The 16362-nt window shown below is 44.0% G+C and carries 16 protein-coding genes and 1 pseudogene; 5 read left to right on the plus strand and 12 right to left on the minus strand.

Going from position 1 to position 16362, the window contains the following annotated elements; genetic code table 11:
* Positions 1-21: 21 nt before the first annotated feature.
* From ACH19P_RS12280 to ACH19P_RS12290, 3 genes are all read right to left on the minus strand, one after another.
* Entirely contained in the window at positions 22-594 is a 573-nt protein-coding gene (locus ACH19P_RS12280) for a MiaE family protein (protein WP_462158811.1), read from the minus strand.
* A gap of 106 nt (positions 595-700) precedes the next feature.
* Positions 701-1342, minus strand: a complete 642-nt coding sequence (locus ACH19P_RS12285; RefSeq protein WP_462158812.1) for a sulfotransferase — start codon at positions 1340-1342, stop codon at positions 701-703.
* Between the two features lie 57 nt (positions 1343-1399).
* Positions 1400-2083: a DUF1707 SHOCT-like domain-containing protein gene (locus ACH19P_RS12290; RefSeq protein WP_462158813.1), complete on the minus strand. Its 684-nt coding sequence runs from the start codon at positions 2081-2083 to the stop codon at positions 1400-1402.
* Positions 2084-2433: 350 nt separating this feature from the next.
* Between ACH19P_RS12290 and ACH19P_RS12295 the strand changes: the two genes are divergently transcribed.
* On the plus strand, positions 2434-3474 hold the full coding sequence (locus ACH19P_RS12295; protein ID WP_462158814.1) for a GGDEF domain-containing protein: 1041 nt from the start codon (positions 2434-2436) through the stop codon (positions 3472-3474).
* On the opposite strand, the gene ACH19P_RS12300 is transcribed toward ACH19P_RS12295, so the two are convergent.
* On the minus strand, positions 3471-4049 hold the full coding sequence (locus ACH19P_RS12300) for a YqaA family protein (RefSeq protein ID WP_462158815.1): 579 nt from the start codon (positions 4047-4049) through the stop codon (positions 3471-3473). The two genes, ACH19P_RS12295 and ACH19P_RS12300, sit on opposite strands and share 4 nt — an antisense overlap.
* A gap of 138 nt (positions 4050-4187) precedes the next feature.
* On the opposite strand from ACH19P_RS12300, the gene ACH19P_RS12305 reads away from it, so the two are divergent.
* Positions 4188-4619 carry a CBS domain-containing protein gene (locus tag ACH19P_RS12305; protein ID WP_462158816.1) on the plus strand — a complete coding sequence of 144 codons (432 nt, stop codon included), beginning with the start codon at positions 4188-4190 and terminating at the stop codon, positions 4617-4619.
* Here the strand turns inward: ACH19P_RS12305 and ACH19P_RS12310 are convergent.
* Both ACH19P_RS12310 and ACH19P_RS12315 read right to left on the minus strand, forming a co-directional pair.
* Positions 4613-5194, minus strand: coding sequence for a dienelactone hydrolase family protein (locus ACH19P_RS12310; protein WP_462158817.1), 582 nt, complete (start codon positions 5192-5194; stop codon positions 4613-4615). The genes ACH19P_RS12305 and ACH19P_RS12310 overlap by 7 nt on opposite strands.
* Positions 5194-5589: pseudogene (locus ACH19P_RS12315) on the minus strand (MmcQ/YjbR family DNA-binding protein). Before ACH19P_RS12315 ends, ACH19P_RS12310 begins: the two are co-directional and overlap by 1 nt.
* Positions 5590-5751: 162 nt before the next feature.
* Here ACH19P_RS12315 and ACH19P_RS12320 point away from each other — a divergent pair.
* Both ACH19P_RS12320 and ACH19P_RS12325 read left to right on the plus strand, forming a co-directional pair.
* Entirely contained in the window at positions 5752-7788 is a 2037-nt protein-coding gene (locus ACH19P_RS12320; protein WP_462158818.1) for a prolyl oligopeptidase family serine peptidase, read from the plus strand.
* Between the two features lie 124 nt (positions 7789-7912).
* The gene (locus ACH19P_RS12325) at positions 7913-9796 is read left to right on the plus strand and encodes a propionyl-CoA synthetase (RefSeq protein WP_462158819.1); all 1884 of its coding nucleotides are present in this window, start codon (positions 7913-7915) and stop codon (positions 9794-9796) included.
* Positions 9797-9868: 72 nt separating this feature from the next.
* Here ACH19P_RS12325 and ACH19P_RS12330 read toward each other — a convergent pair whose 3' ends face one another.
* Positions 9869-10342 carry a VOC family protein gene (locus tag ACH19P_RS12330; protein ID WP_462158820.1) on the minus strand — a complete coding sequence of 158 codons (474 nt, stop codon included), beginning with the start codon at positions 10340-10342 and terminating at the stop codon, positions 9869-9871.
* 349 nt (positions 10343-10691) lie between these two features.
* On the opposite strand from ACH19P_RS12330, the gene ACH19P_RS12335 reads away from it, so the two are divergent.
* Positions 10692-11753 carry a serine hydrolase domain-containing protein gene (locus tag ACH19P_RS12335; RefSeq protein ID WP_462158821.1) on the plus strand — a complete coding sequence of 354 codons (1062 nt, stop codon included), beginning with the start codon at positions 10692-10694 and terminating at the stop codon, positions 11751-11753.
* A gap of 340 nt (positions 11754-12093) precedes the next feature.
* Here the strand turns inward: ACH19P_RS12335 and ACH19P_RS12340 are convergent, their stop codons facing one another.
* From ACH19P_RS12340 to ACH19P_RS12360, 5 genes are all read right to left on the minus strand, one after another.
* Positions 12094-12900 carry a substrate-binding periplasmic protein gene (locus ACH19P_RS12340; RefSeq protein ID WP_462158822.1) on the minus strand — a complete coding sequence of 269 codons (807 nt, stop codon included), beginning with the start codon at positions 12898-12900 and terminating at the stop codon, positions 12094-12096.
* Between the two features lie 168 nt (positions 12901-13068).
* The gene (locus tag ACH19P_RS12345; RefSeq protein WP_462158823.1) at positions 13069-13593 is read right to left on the minus strand and encodes an NAD-binding protein; all 525 of its coding nucleotides are present in this window, start codon (positions 13591-13593) and stop codon (positions 13069-13071) included.
* 168 nt (positions 13594-13761) lie between these two features.
* Positions 13762-14517, minus strand: a complete 756-nt coding sequence (locus ACH19P_RS12350; RefSeq protein ID WP_462158824.1) for an SDR family NAD(P)-dependent oxidoreductase — start codon at positions 14515-14517, stop codon at positions 13762-13764.
* Between the two features lie 11 nt (positions 14518-14528).
* Positions 14529-15128: an NAD(P)H-dependent oxidoreductase gene (locus tag ACH19P_RS12355; RefSeq protein WP_462158825.1), complete on the minus strand. Its 600-nt coding sequence runs from the start codon at positions 15126-15128 to the stop codon at positions 14529-14531.
* Positions 15129-15257: 129 nt separating this feature from the next.
* Positions 15258-16154: a LysR family transcriptional regulator gene (locus ACH19P_RS12360; RefSeq protein WP_462158826.1), complete on the minus strand. Its 897-nt coding sequence runs from the start codon at positions 16152-16154 to the stop codon at positions 15258-15260.
* Between the last annotated feature and the right edge of the window lie 208 nt (positions 16155-16362).

The raw sequence follows: 16362 nt of genomic DNA on the forward strand, positions 1-16362 counted from the left end.
CTTCCCCTTTTTTTACATTAACTAGTGCAATGCCGCGCGATTTGGCAACGATGCGCAAATTTGCGCTTCACGTCTAATCACCTCTGCTAAACGTGCATCCACTTCGTCTTTGTCGAAATACTCGTAAGCAAGCTCTACAAACAAGTTCTTATGCTTTTCTTCCGACTTCGTAATGGCTGTATAAAACTCTTTATCTTTCCCTGTCGGTAACGCCTCTGCGATAAGAGCAAAACGCTCGTGACCACGCGCTTCGATAACGGCAGCGACAAGTAATCGGTCCATCATGAACACCTCTTTGCCGTGGCGGAACATACCACGCAACTGGTTCACATACGGGTCTTTTTTGTCATCCCCTAAATTTACGTCACGTTCGCTAAGCAATTTTACCACCTGCTTAAAGTGAATCATCTCTTCAAGGGCTAGATCTGTCATCGCCTTCACCAGTTTGCGTTTATCTGGGTAATGAGACAGCATCGACAAAGCCATGCCTGACGCTTTCTTTTCTGCTGCGGCATGATCCTGTAAAAAAGTATCGAAGTCGGCTAATACCGCTTCAGTCCATTCATTTGGAGTTGCAAATTCTAATTCAAACATGGGATTCAATAAGTGCTGAAATTGGCGCTATTGTACTGGGGCAAGCACTTTGATGCCAGTCTGTGTAACATTTCGCTGTAAACCAACATGTTTCGGGAAGCATGCCCTATTCTATCCACCAGCTATCAAGGTTATCGACCTTACCATTGCGCGTAGAGGAAACTTTTAGTGGGCTTTGCACTTCACGCCATGCCATCACTTTGTTGCCTTTATTGAGGTGGGCGAAACCATCGGCGTTGGCTTTAATATTTAAGAAAGCGCAAAATCGTTGGTAATCTGCAGGGTTGCTCACATCAATCGTCAATAAGCGCTGTGGCTCATTAGCGAAAAGCGCCATAACTGCCTGCTGATGTTTGTCATAACAAGCACTCAAATGCCGCGAGTCTAATATAGATTGCTCATTGAGAGGTGCAAAAATGTCGCCATAGCTTTGCTTTAATAAAGGGCTAAAGCCGCCCTGTTCGCACAGCAAGTTCTTTTGCATGCGCAGCAACAACTGTTGCACAGAAGCAAGCCAAGACTGCTTATCTCTTTGCAATAAAATGAAACGGCTGTCAGCAAATCGCTTTGCCAAGTGTGGGTAGTGACTAAAACAGGGAGTGTCAGCAATAAACTGTGCTTGTTCAAAGCATTGCTGTGTATAGGCGGTATGTGCTGTAGGAATGCCCGCATTAATAGCGGCAACACACACACTTGTTGTTCCAGTGCGTGGTAACCCCACGACAAATACTTTACTATCTAAACTCATAATTGCCCACTTTGTGAATGAGTGGGCAATTATACGTGGACAGCTCAGCGGTTGCGACTAATAGTGTTTGCCACCACCTTTTGGATCGTCGAATAATTCGCGCATGCTTTGGGCGAATGTTTTCAACTTTTCTTTGAGTGTGCGCTTCACGCTAATCTCCACGCTACCAAGCACAATACGACCATGGATAATAATTTTGGGGCGTTGCACATCATTAGTGCGTGGTCCTAATGCAACGCGCTTGTTTTCAATTGAGCCGATAATATTGGTGACTTGTGTAATCACATCGACATTTTGCGGCACGTAAATCTCATGACTGGCTAAATAGCAATTTACATGAATGTGCACTTCCGGGTGGGTAAAAATAGCATTGCTGAAATCCAGCTCCATACTGCCTAATACGTTAGTAAGATTAATGTGTTTTGGTACCACCCAATCACCGCTGCGTTGGTCTGAACTCAAAATAGTGGTGATTTTTAAATCTGCCTCAGCTTGGTCGCTGTGGGTGTATTGAGGACGAAAGCGCGCCGCTTTTTCACTTTGATAACGCGGATCCGATTGCAGGGGTAAATCTGCCACTAGTGCTACGAGTTGCTCTTGATCTTTACACTCATAGGCGTTGTCTAATCGGCGCTCAAACGCATCGGCCGATAATTCGCCATGACTATAATTTAAAATAAGTTGATCGATAACCTCTTCTTTCACCACCTCAAGAGGTCTATCCTTCGCTGCCACTGTCATAATTATTCTCCTTAATAAATCCATCACTATTAAAGCAATGTCCAGACCAAGATTTAATATTAAATATAATCAATAGGTTACAACAAATTCAAATATGCACCTCTGTAAAAAACGCTAAACTTACGTTTTTATCACCAACTATTATCAATTTTCACACTTTGGTTCAATTGCACATCCCCCATGCTGAGCTAGACTAGGGCTAGTTAATTAACTATTGCGGCTTTATGATTCATCTTCCAACCCTGATTGGCATATCCACCCTGTTGAATCTCTTTATTGGGTGTTTCTTGTTATCGATTTATTCGCAGCGACGACAGCGAAGCTTTCTCTACTGGGGCTTATCGTGTTTAGTGTTTGCGCTCGCAGAGGTCGTTGCTAGTCTGCGTGTAGTGGTTGATTGGACATTGCTCACTCACACTTTTGCCGATGTCTTAATCGTTGGCGCACCCATACTCGCGCTCAGTGGTGTACTGTGGCACTTATCTCCTGAGCAACGTTACCCACATCTTAAATATTTGTTTGCAGGCAGCTGTGTGCTGCTGGTGTCACTGTCGCCATTTCTGACTTTATCTCAGTTGGTGACCAGTACTCTGGTCGCAGGCTTGTTTGCACAAACGAGCTACCACCTTTTAAAGCCTAGAACGTTAAAAAACCACTATATATTGACCTTGGCAGCGTTATTCGCAGTACACAGCGCACTCATGCTCGCTCAAGCAGGATACTTACTGTCGATATTGAACCAAGAAGCGACTCCACAAAGCAGTCAAATTCTCGAGGTTATTCTGGTGATTCATTTAGTCCTCGCTACGTGCACTGCACTTGTGTTTCCCATGCTTTATTTCACTCGCTCAGAAGCTCATTTAATAAATCTTGCCAATTTCGATGCCCTAACCAATTTATATAATCGCCGTGCTTTCTTTACCTTTGGTGAGCAATCTATCAACCAATGTATTGAAAAGCAGCAGCCGATTGCGGTGATGATGATAGATGTCGATTACTTTAAGCGCGTAAACGACAACTTTGGCCATGAAGCTGGAGATGCGGCGCTAAAATGGGTGAGTAAAAAAATTGGTGATCATGTGCGTAGCTCAGACATTGCTGCACGTATAGGCGGTGAGGAATTTGCGGTGATCCTCACTAACACAGATCACGAAACAGCTATTAAGGTAGGTCAGCGTTTACGTGCCAGTGTTTTTGAGAGCAACTTCCGTTGGCAAGACAGTGTTATTCCGCTAAGCATCAGTATTGGCGTAAACTGCCAACCGCAAGCATGCAAAGATATCAAACACATGTTGATGCAAGCAGACAAAGGCTTGTACATTGCTAAAAACAGCGGTAGAAACCAACTTGTTGAGAATGACGATACCCTCGTTAGCGCCGCTGTGAATTAATGAAATAACCACCACAAGCCAACCACAACAATGCTTATTCCCACCATGGCTTTTACTTTGTGTTTTCTGATGAGTTGTTCCGCACGATTACCCACAAAATAAACAAGCACCGCCAACCCAAAATAACGGATAGCACGTGCAATGGCTGTTGCCAGAATAAAGAGAGTGAGCGAATAATGCGTGGCACCGGCTGCCAACATAGCTATTTGAAATGGTATGGGGACAATGCCTAGGGTGAGCACAAACCAAAATCCCTTTTCCTGCATTTGCAGTTTTATCTCTTGAAACTGCTCTGGGCTTGAGAATGAGTTAATTATCCACTCACCCAACATATCAAAAAGATAATAACCCAGCGCATAGCCAAATAGCGCGCCGAGCATACAACCGAGTGTGGCAAAGAGCGCAATAGACCAAATTTTTTCTCGTCTAGCCTGCATTAAAGGCACTAATAACGCTTCTAATGGCACAGGCACTATAGTTGACTCTAAGAACGACGCGAACGTGATGCTTTTAAGCATATGTTTAGAATGAATCCACTGCTTTGTTTTTTGCGCTAAGCGCTGTTTAACAGACATTCGTATCCTTACTATTTGTGCAGCATTAAGGTCAAAGTACCGAAAATATATATTATCACCCCAAATAGCATGAAAAAATGACCATTTTCGCTTATAACTCTATGTATCGACCTAACTTATTGAAATCTACGAGGCATTATGAAGTTGAGCGATATAATGAGTTCACCTGTGGTGACATGTTCACCTGATGAGACTTTGCGTGTCGTCGGTGACATTTTTAAACGCACTCAATTTCATCATATTTTAGTCACTGAACAAGGCGTATTAACGGGTGTTGTGTCCGACAGAGACTTTCTCAAAGCAATCAGCCCCAATGTTGGCAAGGCGTCAGCAACGCCCGCTGATCGCGCTACGCTTAATAAGCGCGTAAGCCAAGTGATGAGTCACTCACCTATCGCGTTACCAAGCAGTGCAAAGCTTATCGATGTAGTCGCGTTATTCAACCAACACCGAATCTCCTGTGTGCCTATCATCAATGACCAACGCGCACCTGTAGGCATCATCACATGGCGCGATATTATGCGCGTGTTACTGGAAAAGTACCAAACTAAACAAAGCGGCACTCAATAATTGAATGAACATGTCGACACACACTGATGCAAGGGCTTTGCCTTTATCGTGTGTAAGTAATGCTGATAACAATGCGGATTGTAGTTATCAGACAAAGCATTCATAAACCCATGTAACCCCGATGCTCTGTGGCAATTCACCCTCTCTTTCACCGACAATGACGACATCAGCTCTAGCACATCAAAATGTTGTTCTTCATGTGCAAACACTAAGGTTGTAGGGCAACTTGGTTGCAGCTGAGTGCGTGTGCGAATTTGCCCACCATAGAACAGTAGCGCGCCACTGACATGCTCTTGTTGATGCGTTCCAATCATCTCCCATATCGCGGCAGCGCCGACGCTGAAACCAATTAGCGTGATAGGTTCTTGATAATGGGAAATGGCTTCTTTCACAATGGCGCCGTAATCATCAACACTGCTGTGACGAGTAAAGTGGGCATAGGCGTGTTGCTCATTTTCAAACCCCAAATCACTCCCCGCATAAGGGTCTATCACCTTGTGCGCATCCAGATCGTATGCCAATGCTTCTAGGGCTTTGGTTCTGCCGAAAATATCGCTGACAATAACTCGTTTCATTACACCTTTCCTTGCCCTTGTGGCAGCAACATAACTATGCGGTTTTTTACCTTCACTGGAAGCTTGTTAACCACCAGCAAATATGAGTTATCTATAAATCGTTGCAGTTCACCTTGGGGCACACTGCCATCTAAAATTACCGTGTTCCAGTGACGTTTGTCCATATGGTAACCGGGAATTACTGCTGAAAAAATGTCTCGAAGAATAAGTGCTTCGTGGGGATCGCATTTTAGGTTCATTTGCCAGCATAACTGCCCATCTGGCGCGGCTCGTTCAACAAGCGTTGCGAACATTTTGCCCTGCACTTTAAACACATCTACTTCAGGACCAAATGGTTAATCTACAATGGCGTCAGGTTTATCCAAAAGATACCGACGCACAGCCCCTACTTGCATATTTTGCTACTCCGAAAATAACTCTGTACCTATAACGGTTAATTAAAGCATACTTTGGTTACTTTAGTTTATCGGCTAAATATTGCACTTGGTCGAGTTCAACTTGAACACAAGCCAGTGCCTACTTAGGATGAATCTTTCGCTCATTAAGAAGAAAAAGCTATGACCAAACTTAGTTTCGTTTTGCTAGGCACGTCAATTATGGCCGCCACATGCGCTCACGCTTCAACAAGTAACTTGTTGCAGTCAGAAGATATATTCGCATTGGAGTATGTCAAAGATCCACAAATCAGTCCTGACGGTGACAAAGTCGTATATGTTCGTAGCAGCTACGACATCATGACCGACAAAGGCAAACAATCATTGTGGTTGTATGATGTAAAAACAGACATGCATACGCCATTGTTTGCCGACGAGCATACGTATTCCTCAGCTCGCTGGTCTCCCGATGGGACGCGCATCGCATTTAGCAGCAATCGCAGTGGTTCCTCACAGTTACACATGTATTGGCTCGAGCAAAATAAAACCGCATTGCTCACACAGTTACCGAAATCTGTCAGCAATCTAAGTTGGTCACCGGATGGTAAGCACCTCGCCTTCACCATGAGCCTTCCTGAAGGAAAATCAGATTTCGTAAAGTCGGTAAAACTGCCAACAAAACCAAAAGGGGCTAAGTGGTCAGAGCCCGTTACCGTGATTGATAAAGCGCGCTACCAAGCGGATGGACGCGGATTTTTAGAACCCAGTTTCAACCACGTATTTGTTCTTCCAGCCGATGGCGGCTCTGCTCGCCAGCTCACCCTGGGCGATTTTCAACACACAGGTCCACTTAGCTGGAAGCCAGATGGCTCAGAACTTGTTTATTCGAGTGACCAACATCCTGAGTGGGAATACCGCACCACAGAATCAGACCTTTACGCGATCAATGTGAATACGGGAATACAAACCCAATTAACTGACCTACCAGGCAGAGAGTATCAGGCGACCTATTCGAACGACGGCAAGCGCCTTGCGTTCATCTCACGTGACAATGACACCGTGCCTTACGTCAACTCACAATTAGCTATGCTCGAGTTGGACTCAGGTAATGTGAATCAACTGAGCAACAATTTTGACCGCTCTGTGGCTGATTATGCATGGGCAGGAAAAGGCGATTTCGTCATTCAATATGATGACCATGGCAAGCGCAAACTAGCAAAAATGACCACCAAAGGTAAGGTTTCAGACATTACCGATGCGCTCTCTGGTACAACCCTAGGGCGCCCATACATCAGTGGTGAATTCAGCATGGCTAACAACGGTGTGCTTGCTTATACCCATGGTAGCAGTCAACGTCCCGCCGATTTAGGCATTGTCCGCAAGGGTAAGAGCGAGGTTGTCAGTGCCATCAATGAAGATATTTTGGGGCATAAGCAACTTGGCAAAGTCCATGAATTAACGGTGAAGTCGCAATTCGATGGGCAAGAAATTCAAGGCTGGTACATTACCCCACCTAATTTCGATGAAAGCAAAAAGTACCCACTTATTCTGGAGATTCACGGCGGCCCACATTTAGCTTATGGCCCACACTTCGCGGCTGAACTGCAACGCTACGCAGCAGAAGGTTATGTGGTGGTGTATGTGAATTACCGCGGTTCAACCAGCTATGGCAAAGACTTTGCCTTGCTACTAGACGGTAAATACTCATCTGAAGAGGATTTTGCTGATCACAACACTGCTGTAGATGCACTCATCGCAAAAGGCTTTATCGACGCCAACAATCAGTTTATTGCAGGAGGCTCAGCAGGCGGCATTGCCACGGCGTATGCCATTGGTCTAACAAATCGCTTTAACGCTGCGGCCATCACCAAACCCGTTATTAACTGGGTCAGTAAAGTGCTGACTGCAGATAGCTACCTTGGCCAGATTCGCAACCAGTTCCCGGGCATGCCTTGGGATAACCTTGAGCATTACTGGAAGCGCTCGCCACTGTCATTGGTAGGGAATGTCACAACCCCGGCGATGATCATGACAGGTGAGCAAGACCGTCGTACGCCAATCTCAGAGTCAGAGCAGTTCTACCAAGCACTGAAATTGCAAAAGGTAGATACCGTACTGATTCGTGTACCTGGGTCGCCGCACGGCATTGCCGGTCGTCCATCACGGATGATTTCAAAAATCGAGCACACACTTGCATGGTTCGAACGCTACAAAAAATAACTCTAGGGCCTTTTGAGGCCCTTTTTGTATACCCACACCACGCTCGACTATGGTCGCATTTTGCCCAATAGAAAAAGCACCTACATTCTATATGGTCTCTCACATTTTGCATTAGGAGCCGTGTATGTCAGGCCAATACCAACAAGAATATCGTGCTTTCAGTGACAATCCAGAACAATTCTGGATGCAGCAAAGCAAGCGCATCCCATGGTTTAGCTCACCGCAAAAAGCCTATCACCAAGATGAAAATGGCTTTTATCACTGGTTCGCCGATGCTGAACTAAACACCTGCTACCTTGCGCTGGACCAGCACGTTGACAGTGGTCATGGCGAGCAAACAGCATTGATTTATGACTCACCGGTTACCAACACCAAACGCACATACAGCTACCAACAATTACTCGATGAAGTCGAAAAGTTCGCTGGCGTTATGCAAGGCCTTGGCGTCACCAAAGGCGATCGCGTTGTGATTTACATGCCGATGATCCCTGAGGCCGTCATTGGCATGTTGGCCTGCGCCCGGCTCGGCGCGATTCACTCCGTAGTATTTGGCGGCTTTGCGGCTCACGAATTAGCGGTACGCATTGATGATGCCACGCCAAAATTAGTGCTCAGCGCCTCGTGCGGTATCGAAATTGACCGCGTGATTGAATACAAGCCTTTGCTTGATGAGGCCCTTAACCAAGCAAAGCACAAAGTTGATCACTGCGTGGTATATCAGCGTGAACAAGCGCCGGCAGAAATTCACGCACCACGCGATGTGGATTGGCACAGCGCCATGCAACGTGCCCAAGCTGTGGGGGCAACGCCTGTGTCTGGCGACGATCCGCTCTATATCTTGTACACCTCAGGCACCACAGGCACACCCAAAGGTGTGGTGCGCGAAAACGGTGGTCATGCAGTCGCAATGCACTACAGCATGGAAACAGTGTATGGCATGAAGCCCGGCGAAGTCTTTTGGGCGGCCTCCGACATAGGTTGGGTAGTTGGCCATTCGTATATTGTGTACGCACCGCTAATCTTCGGTTGTACGACCGTGTTGTATGAAGGCAAACCGGTAAGAACGCCAGATGCCAGCGCATTTTGGCGTGTGGTCGAAGAATATAAAGTCACGGCGTTGTTCAGTGCGCCCACAGCCTTTCGCGCCATTAAAAAAGAAGACCCACATGCGCAAGGCTTCAACCACTATGACACTGCTAGCCTGAAACGCTTATTCCTTGCAGGTGAACGCCTCGACCCACCGACCTATGAATGGCTCAAAGAAAAAACGGGGTTGCCGGTACTCGATCATTGGTGGCAAACCGAAACAGGCTGGGCGATTGCCTGTAACCCGATAGGCATTGAGTCACTGCCAACCAAAGCGGGCAGCGCCACTGTGCCAACTCCAGGGTTCGATGTACAAATTCTGGATGTGCACGGGGAGCAATGTGAGGCCAGTGAGCAAGGCGCAGTGGTGATCAAACTGCCATTACCACCCGGTTGCTTACCGACGGTGTGGCAAAATGATACGCGCTTCAAAGCCGGTTACCTCAATCAATATCCGGGGTATTACCTCACAGGTGACGGAGGCTACCTAGATGAAGACGGCTACCTATTCATTATGGGGCGCACCGATGATGTGATTAACGTGGCAGGACACCGACTCTCTACAGGAGAAATGGAAGAAATCGTGGCGGGCCACCCAGCCGTTGCCGAATGTGCGGTGTTTGCCATTCACGATGCCCTCAAAGGCCAAGTGCCGATGGCTATGGTGGTGCTCAAAGATGATTACCAGGGTGATTGTGCCACCGTAGAGCAAGAGCTTAAAGCCACGGTTCGCGGTAAAATTGGCGCCATCGCCTGTTTAAAAGACATCGTTTGCGTGCCACGCTTGCCAAAAACACGCTCGGGGAAAATACTGCGTAAAAACCTGCGCCAACTTATTGATGGTGAAGAGTTACAAATCCCTTCAACCATTGATGATGCGAGTATTTTCGATGAAATCAGTGAGTGTTTGCAAACCAGCTAATGAGTGTGTTAGTGGGTGAAATGACAAGAACAAGAGCAACTCATTGGGTTGCTCTGCTTTTAATGACAAACCCTATGCGTCTTGCTGTTGACTCATGAAGTCTTCCATACGCTTCATCAGCTCCTCTTCGCTTAAATCTTCCTTGTGTGTAGCAACGGTCCACACATGACCAAATGGGTCTTCAAGCGTGCCCGCTCTGTCACCGTAGAATTGGTCGTGCACCGCTTTGACTTCTTTGGCACCTGCTTTGATGGCGTTGGCAAACACCTGATCAACATCTTCAACGTACAGCAATAAGCTAACGGGTGTGCCACCGAGTTTGTGCGGACTTTGAAAATGCACTTCGGGGCACATATCTGAGAGCATCAAATGCGAGTCACCAATTTTAATTTCAGCATGGGCAACGCCACCATCAGGCATCGGCATTTGCATCACCAATTGGGCGTCAAACACTTCCTGATAAAAAGCGATAGCCCGCGTGGCCCCATCAATAATCAGATATGGGGTAATAGCATGAAATCCGGCTGGAATGGCTGATGTAGGCATATGCTTATCTCTTTCGTGGGTAGTGAGTTACTAAGCGTAGTCATGTAAGGTCAATAAATAAACGTAAGAATGACTTGTGAACGCTCAGCCAAAGAGCCGCTAATAGACACATTAGAATCCGTTCTAGTCGTGGCTAGTGGTGTAATAAATGACACTTTTAGCGAGTTTATAGCCGTTATGGCTTTAGAACAGTTCGCAGATATAGTAGCCTCATAATCAATTTGAGTAGATTATAGTGCTCGGCTCTTTCGAGCGAGAGTCACCTTTAGCAGTTACAGCGCTTCTATTTAGATACAGTAGATATGTTACCCCCTACTTTATCGGTCGCTCCGTTCCACAAGGAAGTTTGATGTATAAATTAATTTTATTAATACTTTTATTTTTCTCATTTAATACAATTGCTAATGACGTAACTACACAAGAAGAGTTAACGGCTACGTTAGAAAGTATTCGAGTAGAAAATGATATCCCATCTATGTCTGTGGCAATAATCACAGCAGGTAAACTAACTTACATTAAAGGTTTTGGTTTTGTTGATGATGAACGCAAGGTGCCTACTGATTCAGAATCACTGTATCGCGTTGCTTCTATTTCTAAACTATTTACAGCTCAAGCAATAATGCAATTAGTTGACGAAGACAAAATAGAATTAAATGAAAAAATAGGCCGATATATACCCAGTTTTAAAGGGAACAACATTACAATTAAAGAGCTTCTTACTCACTCTTCCGGGTTAAGTGACTTAATAGAACCTGTAAGCTTTGAGGAGCAAAGACCGATAAATGCCTACCTAGATAGCGTCATAAAATCTCTACCAACATGCATCGAAAATAAAAGTTTTGAATACAGTGACACTAATTTTAATATTTTAGGTGTGCTGATTAGTACCGTGTCCGGTGTCAATTATGAACAGTACTTACATACACATATTTTGAAGCCAGCCAATATGAGAAGAAGTGGTTACTTCAATCGTGAAACAGCCTATTTTTCAGACACCAAGCCCACGTATAAAGGTAAAGAAATAAAGATAACTGCTCAAAGGCCATATGACTTATCGTTTAACCCAAGTGAAGGGTTAATTTCTAATGCAGATGATTTAAGTAAATGGCTTATACTCACTCTCGAAAACAATCCATCCCTTTTAGAGAGAAACACCTTCAAAAGTATGTTGGAGCCCCAAGTGAAAACTTCATGGGGAGAAATATTTATTGGTTTAGGGTGGCAAGTATACCGTGACTCACAGGAAAATATTGCTCGGCACCCGGGCAGTATTAGGGGTTATAAGTCACTCATTCTTACTTATCCTGACAGCAAGCATGCAATAATATTACTTAGTAATTCTAGCGATACTCCGAGATGGGCAATTGCACAATCCATTACGAACATTTTAAAACGAAATGAACAATGGTAGCGGAGCTGAATAACTCATTTGTTCTGGAAGAAAGCTGGCTTTTTCTTCTTCCCTGCTCATTGTTGCCAACTCTTTCATTGCCTTTTAGAGAGGCGTTGGCCTCACTGACTCGACGTTAACTATCTTTTGGCAAGTGAGGGACAGTGCGAAGACGTGCACAATAAAGAAATAACGGCCTCCATATGTAAAGCAGCTTCCTCTATCGCCAGTGTCGATAATACTTTTCTATTTGCAACAGGCAGGTGGTTCCATACTATACGCTCACTCTTAAGCTTAGAATCCACCATTAGCCATGCTGTGTAACTCTTATTTATCATCGGTGAAGTGAGTGTCTCGCAAGCTAGTAGTTTGCTTTACCATTCACACAACGCTCCAAGGGTGTCGGCAAAGACCCTTTAGACATTATAGGCACCCCAGTATATCTGGAGATAATTGACTCTACTTCCCCACTTTGCTTGAGGTTATCCAACGCATTTTGAAGTTTTGCAGCAACAAGCGGTGCGCTTTGTTTGTTTAAAGCGAGGTAGTTACCAACCAACGAATCATCATTCAATTCAAACACAGGAACCACGTCTTCTGGCTTCAGCCCCACAGCAAATAATTGCGATTCCAGAGTCAGTGATAATCCTATTAACAAGTCTAACTTTCCTTGTTTGAACATGTTGCTTTCGCCCTGCTTTTTTGAGTAAGTGAGGTAGTTTTTTCCTTTTTGAAGGCCAATACCCTGTAAAACACTCTCGTATATATCCCCTCTTGTGATACCCACGGTGTAGTTCTTCAACGATTGTTCATTTACAACCGTTATATCCGTTCTCTCTTTTAGGCGGTAAAAACATGAGTTGCTTGAAACCAAGGGGCCTACCCAAATAAAGCCTTGCTCACGTTGCGCTGTTCTTGAGGTAGAAAAAACCCCGCTATTTATTGTCGATTGTGCCTCTTTAAATGCCCTATGCCACGGAAGAAGACTAAACGTACACTTTACCTCTGCCAGTGTGCATGCTCGCGAAAGGATATCGCTGTTAATGCCAACAACGTCATTTTTTTCAGAAAAGTTGTAAGGGGGAAAAGCCTCAGTGAACAACGCTAGTTCAGAAGCATGTGCAGACAAGCAAACCATTAACAATAACGAAGCACACAGTTTTTTCATAATACCTAGAATAGTATCTCGTTGATAAATCAATTATATATCAATAGTTCCTCCTTTACCTCTTATGGAAAAAACAAACCTTTCACAAAGAGATGAAATGGGATAGCGATTCTTTTTGAGTAATGATGAATTTAATCTTACAAAAATGATAAGCCAACCTTGGAGACATTAACCAAATGTGTGCAGTAAATTTTTATCATCACTATCAAACAGGCGGATCAACTTTTCAGCCCTCTCTTTGGGAATCCCTAGAGCTTCAAATGCACAACGTCCAATTCTTAGTGGGCTGTCAAATGTCTCGCGAATTATGTCGCGACAAGCACAAGGTTGATAGACATTGTGGCGGTCTACAGCTCTCGCTATAACATTCAAATTTGGATAATTATGAAGAGCATAGCGCACAAGCTTTGAAAATTGTTCAGTATCATTAAGCGCTACCGCCAGCAAATTTGCCTCACTAATCCCTGCGGCACTTAAGAGATTTGGCCTCGTTGCATCACCAAAATAGTCATGGGCTCCTACACGTTGAAGTGCTTCTAGTTGTTTATCGTTGTGATCAATTACTGTTGTCTTAAAACCTGCTGATTGAATTATCCGACCAACCAAGCAGCCAACACGTCCAGAACCTACAATAATGATTGTATTATCCTGAGGGAAAGCTTCTTCACGTGTGTCTTCAGGTTTTTGAATCAACGGCGAAACCCAGCACAGACCCCAGAGAGAGCTTGGGGGCAAAAGGAACAGCGATGACTCAAGCGACTAAAAACACGAAAGATATTCGTAGAAAGTCTGTCATCGCTATTCCCCTGTATTACTCTTAATTGAGCGCATTAGTTTCTTTAGCTCAGCTTATCTCATCAGTTATACTGTTGCGTGAACATAGTCAAACATAGGTGGTTGCAACATAAGTTGTCCCGCTCCGTCTACGTGACCGACGATGTGCTCACTCTGAAATAGTTGATAAGTATAAGTAGCCAACACTGATGCAGGTGTATATTGTGAGCGGTCAGTTGATGCGTCTGACTCCAAACCTGAATTGGTGTAAGCTTGATTAAAAAAGTCAGTCGCAGTAGCCGCTGGCGCTAATACCTTCGCTCTCATTGGCTTTTGACCAGCCCGTAGATCTTCAGCTATACCTTCAGTAAATGCAGAAACAAAGAATTTTGTTGCACAATAAGTGACTGCGGTAGGAAACATTTTATAGCCGCCTATCGATGACACATTGATTAATGTTGCAGCTTTGTCTCGATAGTCTCTAACATAATTGAGTGACAATGCGGTTAATGCTTTGATGTTTAAGTCTAGCATTTGCTCTGCTTTATCTAAGCTCATATCCCATACGTTGCTAAAATCACCGAAACCTGCATTATTAACCAGAACTTCAATCTGATATTCTGCACATTGATCGTAAAGTTGTTGTGCAGCGCCTAAAGTTGAGAGGTCAACCACTTTTACAATCACGTCGATGTGAAATTGCGATTCAAGTTCAGATTTCAATGTATTTAATTTGTCCTCGCTGCGTGCCACAATAATAAGATTGTGCCCCTTGCTAGCAAACTTGTGACACATGGCTAAACCAATACCAGAGCTGGCACCTGTTATGAGTACATATTTCATATCAATGCCCCTTATGCTAAAGCTGGTTGAATATAGTGATCTAAGTGCGCTTCTAAGCGAACAAAGTCGTCTTCAATAGTTGGATTTTTCATCACGTCATAACAAATAAAGCTAGGCAATGACTCCATGCCAAGGAAACGGTAATTCACGTGCATATGTAGCATGAGGTCTTCGACACTTTTACCCTGCATTAAAAACTCATCAGTATTATCAAACGCTTCCTTCGGTGCGTTAAATGTCATTGATAGCATGAGTTTCTTGCCCGTAAGGGTGCCTCCAGTACCATAATTCTCTTTTGGTTTTTCGATAACTCGTCCATCGGTATTGCAAACTCGACCATCTAGACCTGCTGTATAAACATCGTCCATATATTTCTTCATAGGCCAAGGAATACTAAACCAGTTCAAAGGAGCCTGAATAACAATTAGATCTGCCCAGCGATGCTTTTCAAGTTCCTGCTCTATATCGTATTCTGAAGATGATGCACTGTGTCGGACGACGCAGCCTTTTTCGGTCAGGTTGTGTTCAATACGCTTGATGATTTCAGCATTGAGCTTACCTTCCGAAAACAGGTAAGGGTGATGTGCGTTAATGATTAATATATTTTTCATAGAAACTCCGTCGCTAACTGAGTGGATTACGTACAGCACTAAGGTTACGCGGAGGGAATCTAGAAAATATAATTATCATTTGTCATCGCACCAATAACAATTTGTTATTGGTGCAATGATGTCTTGCTACTAGTAATTTTCGGTTCGAAAAAGCTTAGCGCGCTCTAAAAGATAATCCATCACGTATTGATATCTCGGATGCAGGGGCCACTTTTTCTTATAAATAAATCGGATTTCATCCGATGGTATATCGACAGAGTTAACGATACGGAGTTTATTGTATTCAGAGCTAAGACGAACCATAAATTCATCTAAGACCGTATATCCAATACCAGCACTAACATGATGACAAATTTTAGGTGCTGAGTTGGTGTAAGCAGAAATAGATAATGAATTGACCCCGCTAAACTCCTCGGGATACAACACAGGCAACACTTTCGCCGCCATTTTTTTGCCATCAGGATGATCAACAAAGCCCAACTTTTGAAGCTCAGTAAATCCCTCTGAGGTGCTATTCATGGGTAGCACTAACCAAAGCTTTTCATGTAAAAAAGCCTGACTGCTAAAAACTTCAGTATCGGGATTATGTGTAACAAGTCCTATGTCACATTCGTTGTTTCGAACCAACTCATCAACAATTTTTGTAGGATTAAATTGAATATGAATTTTAAGTTTAGGTAGTTTAACTTGTAAGTCTATGAGCCACGGATACACCAAATTTCCCACACCTCCGGGCATAGAGATCCGGCAAGTACCAGAGAAAGGGTCAACGTCGCCAAGTTTTTCTTTTAAAAGCGTCTCGTTTCGCAACAGATCTTGAGCGTATTTCAGCACCTCAATCCCATGAGGTGTTAACTCAAAACTTTTCCCTTCTCGTATTATGAGGGTTTTATTCAGATATTGTTCCAATTTGAATATATGCTGACTAACGCCCGGCTGTGTCATATGAAGCAAACTGGCCGTTTTAGTGAAATTTTGTGTTTCTGCCAACGCACAGAATGTTCTTAGCCAATCAGAATTAATCAAGTCATGCCTCATAAAAATAAGAAATTAAAATTTGGTTCTAAACTCCTCCAAACCAGTTCATTGTGTCATCTAGTTACACCAAGTCAAAATACTTTGGGCTTTAAAGAAAAAACACAATAGAAAACAAAATTTTATTTAAAAAAGCCCATTCATTCTAACTCATAATTGTCAAGAGACGAGTTACGCATCAAGGTCCGCTACTGGCATT

This window comes from Pseudoalteromonas sp. GB56, assembly GCF_054923835.1.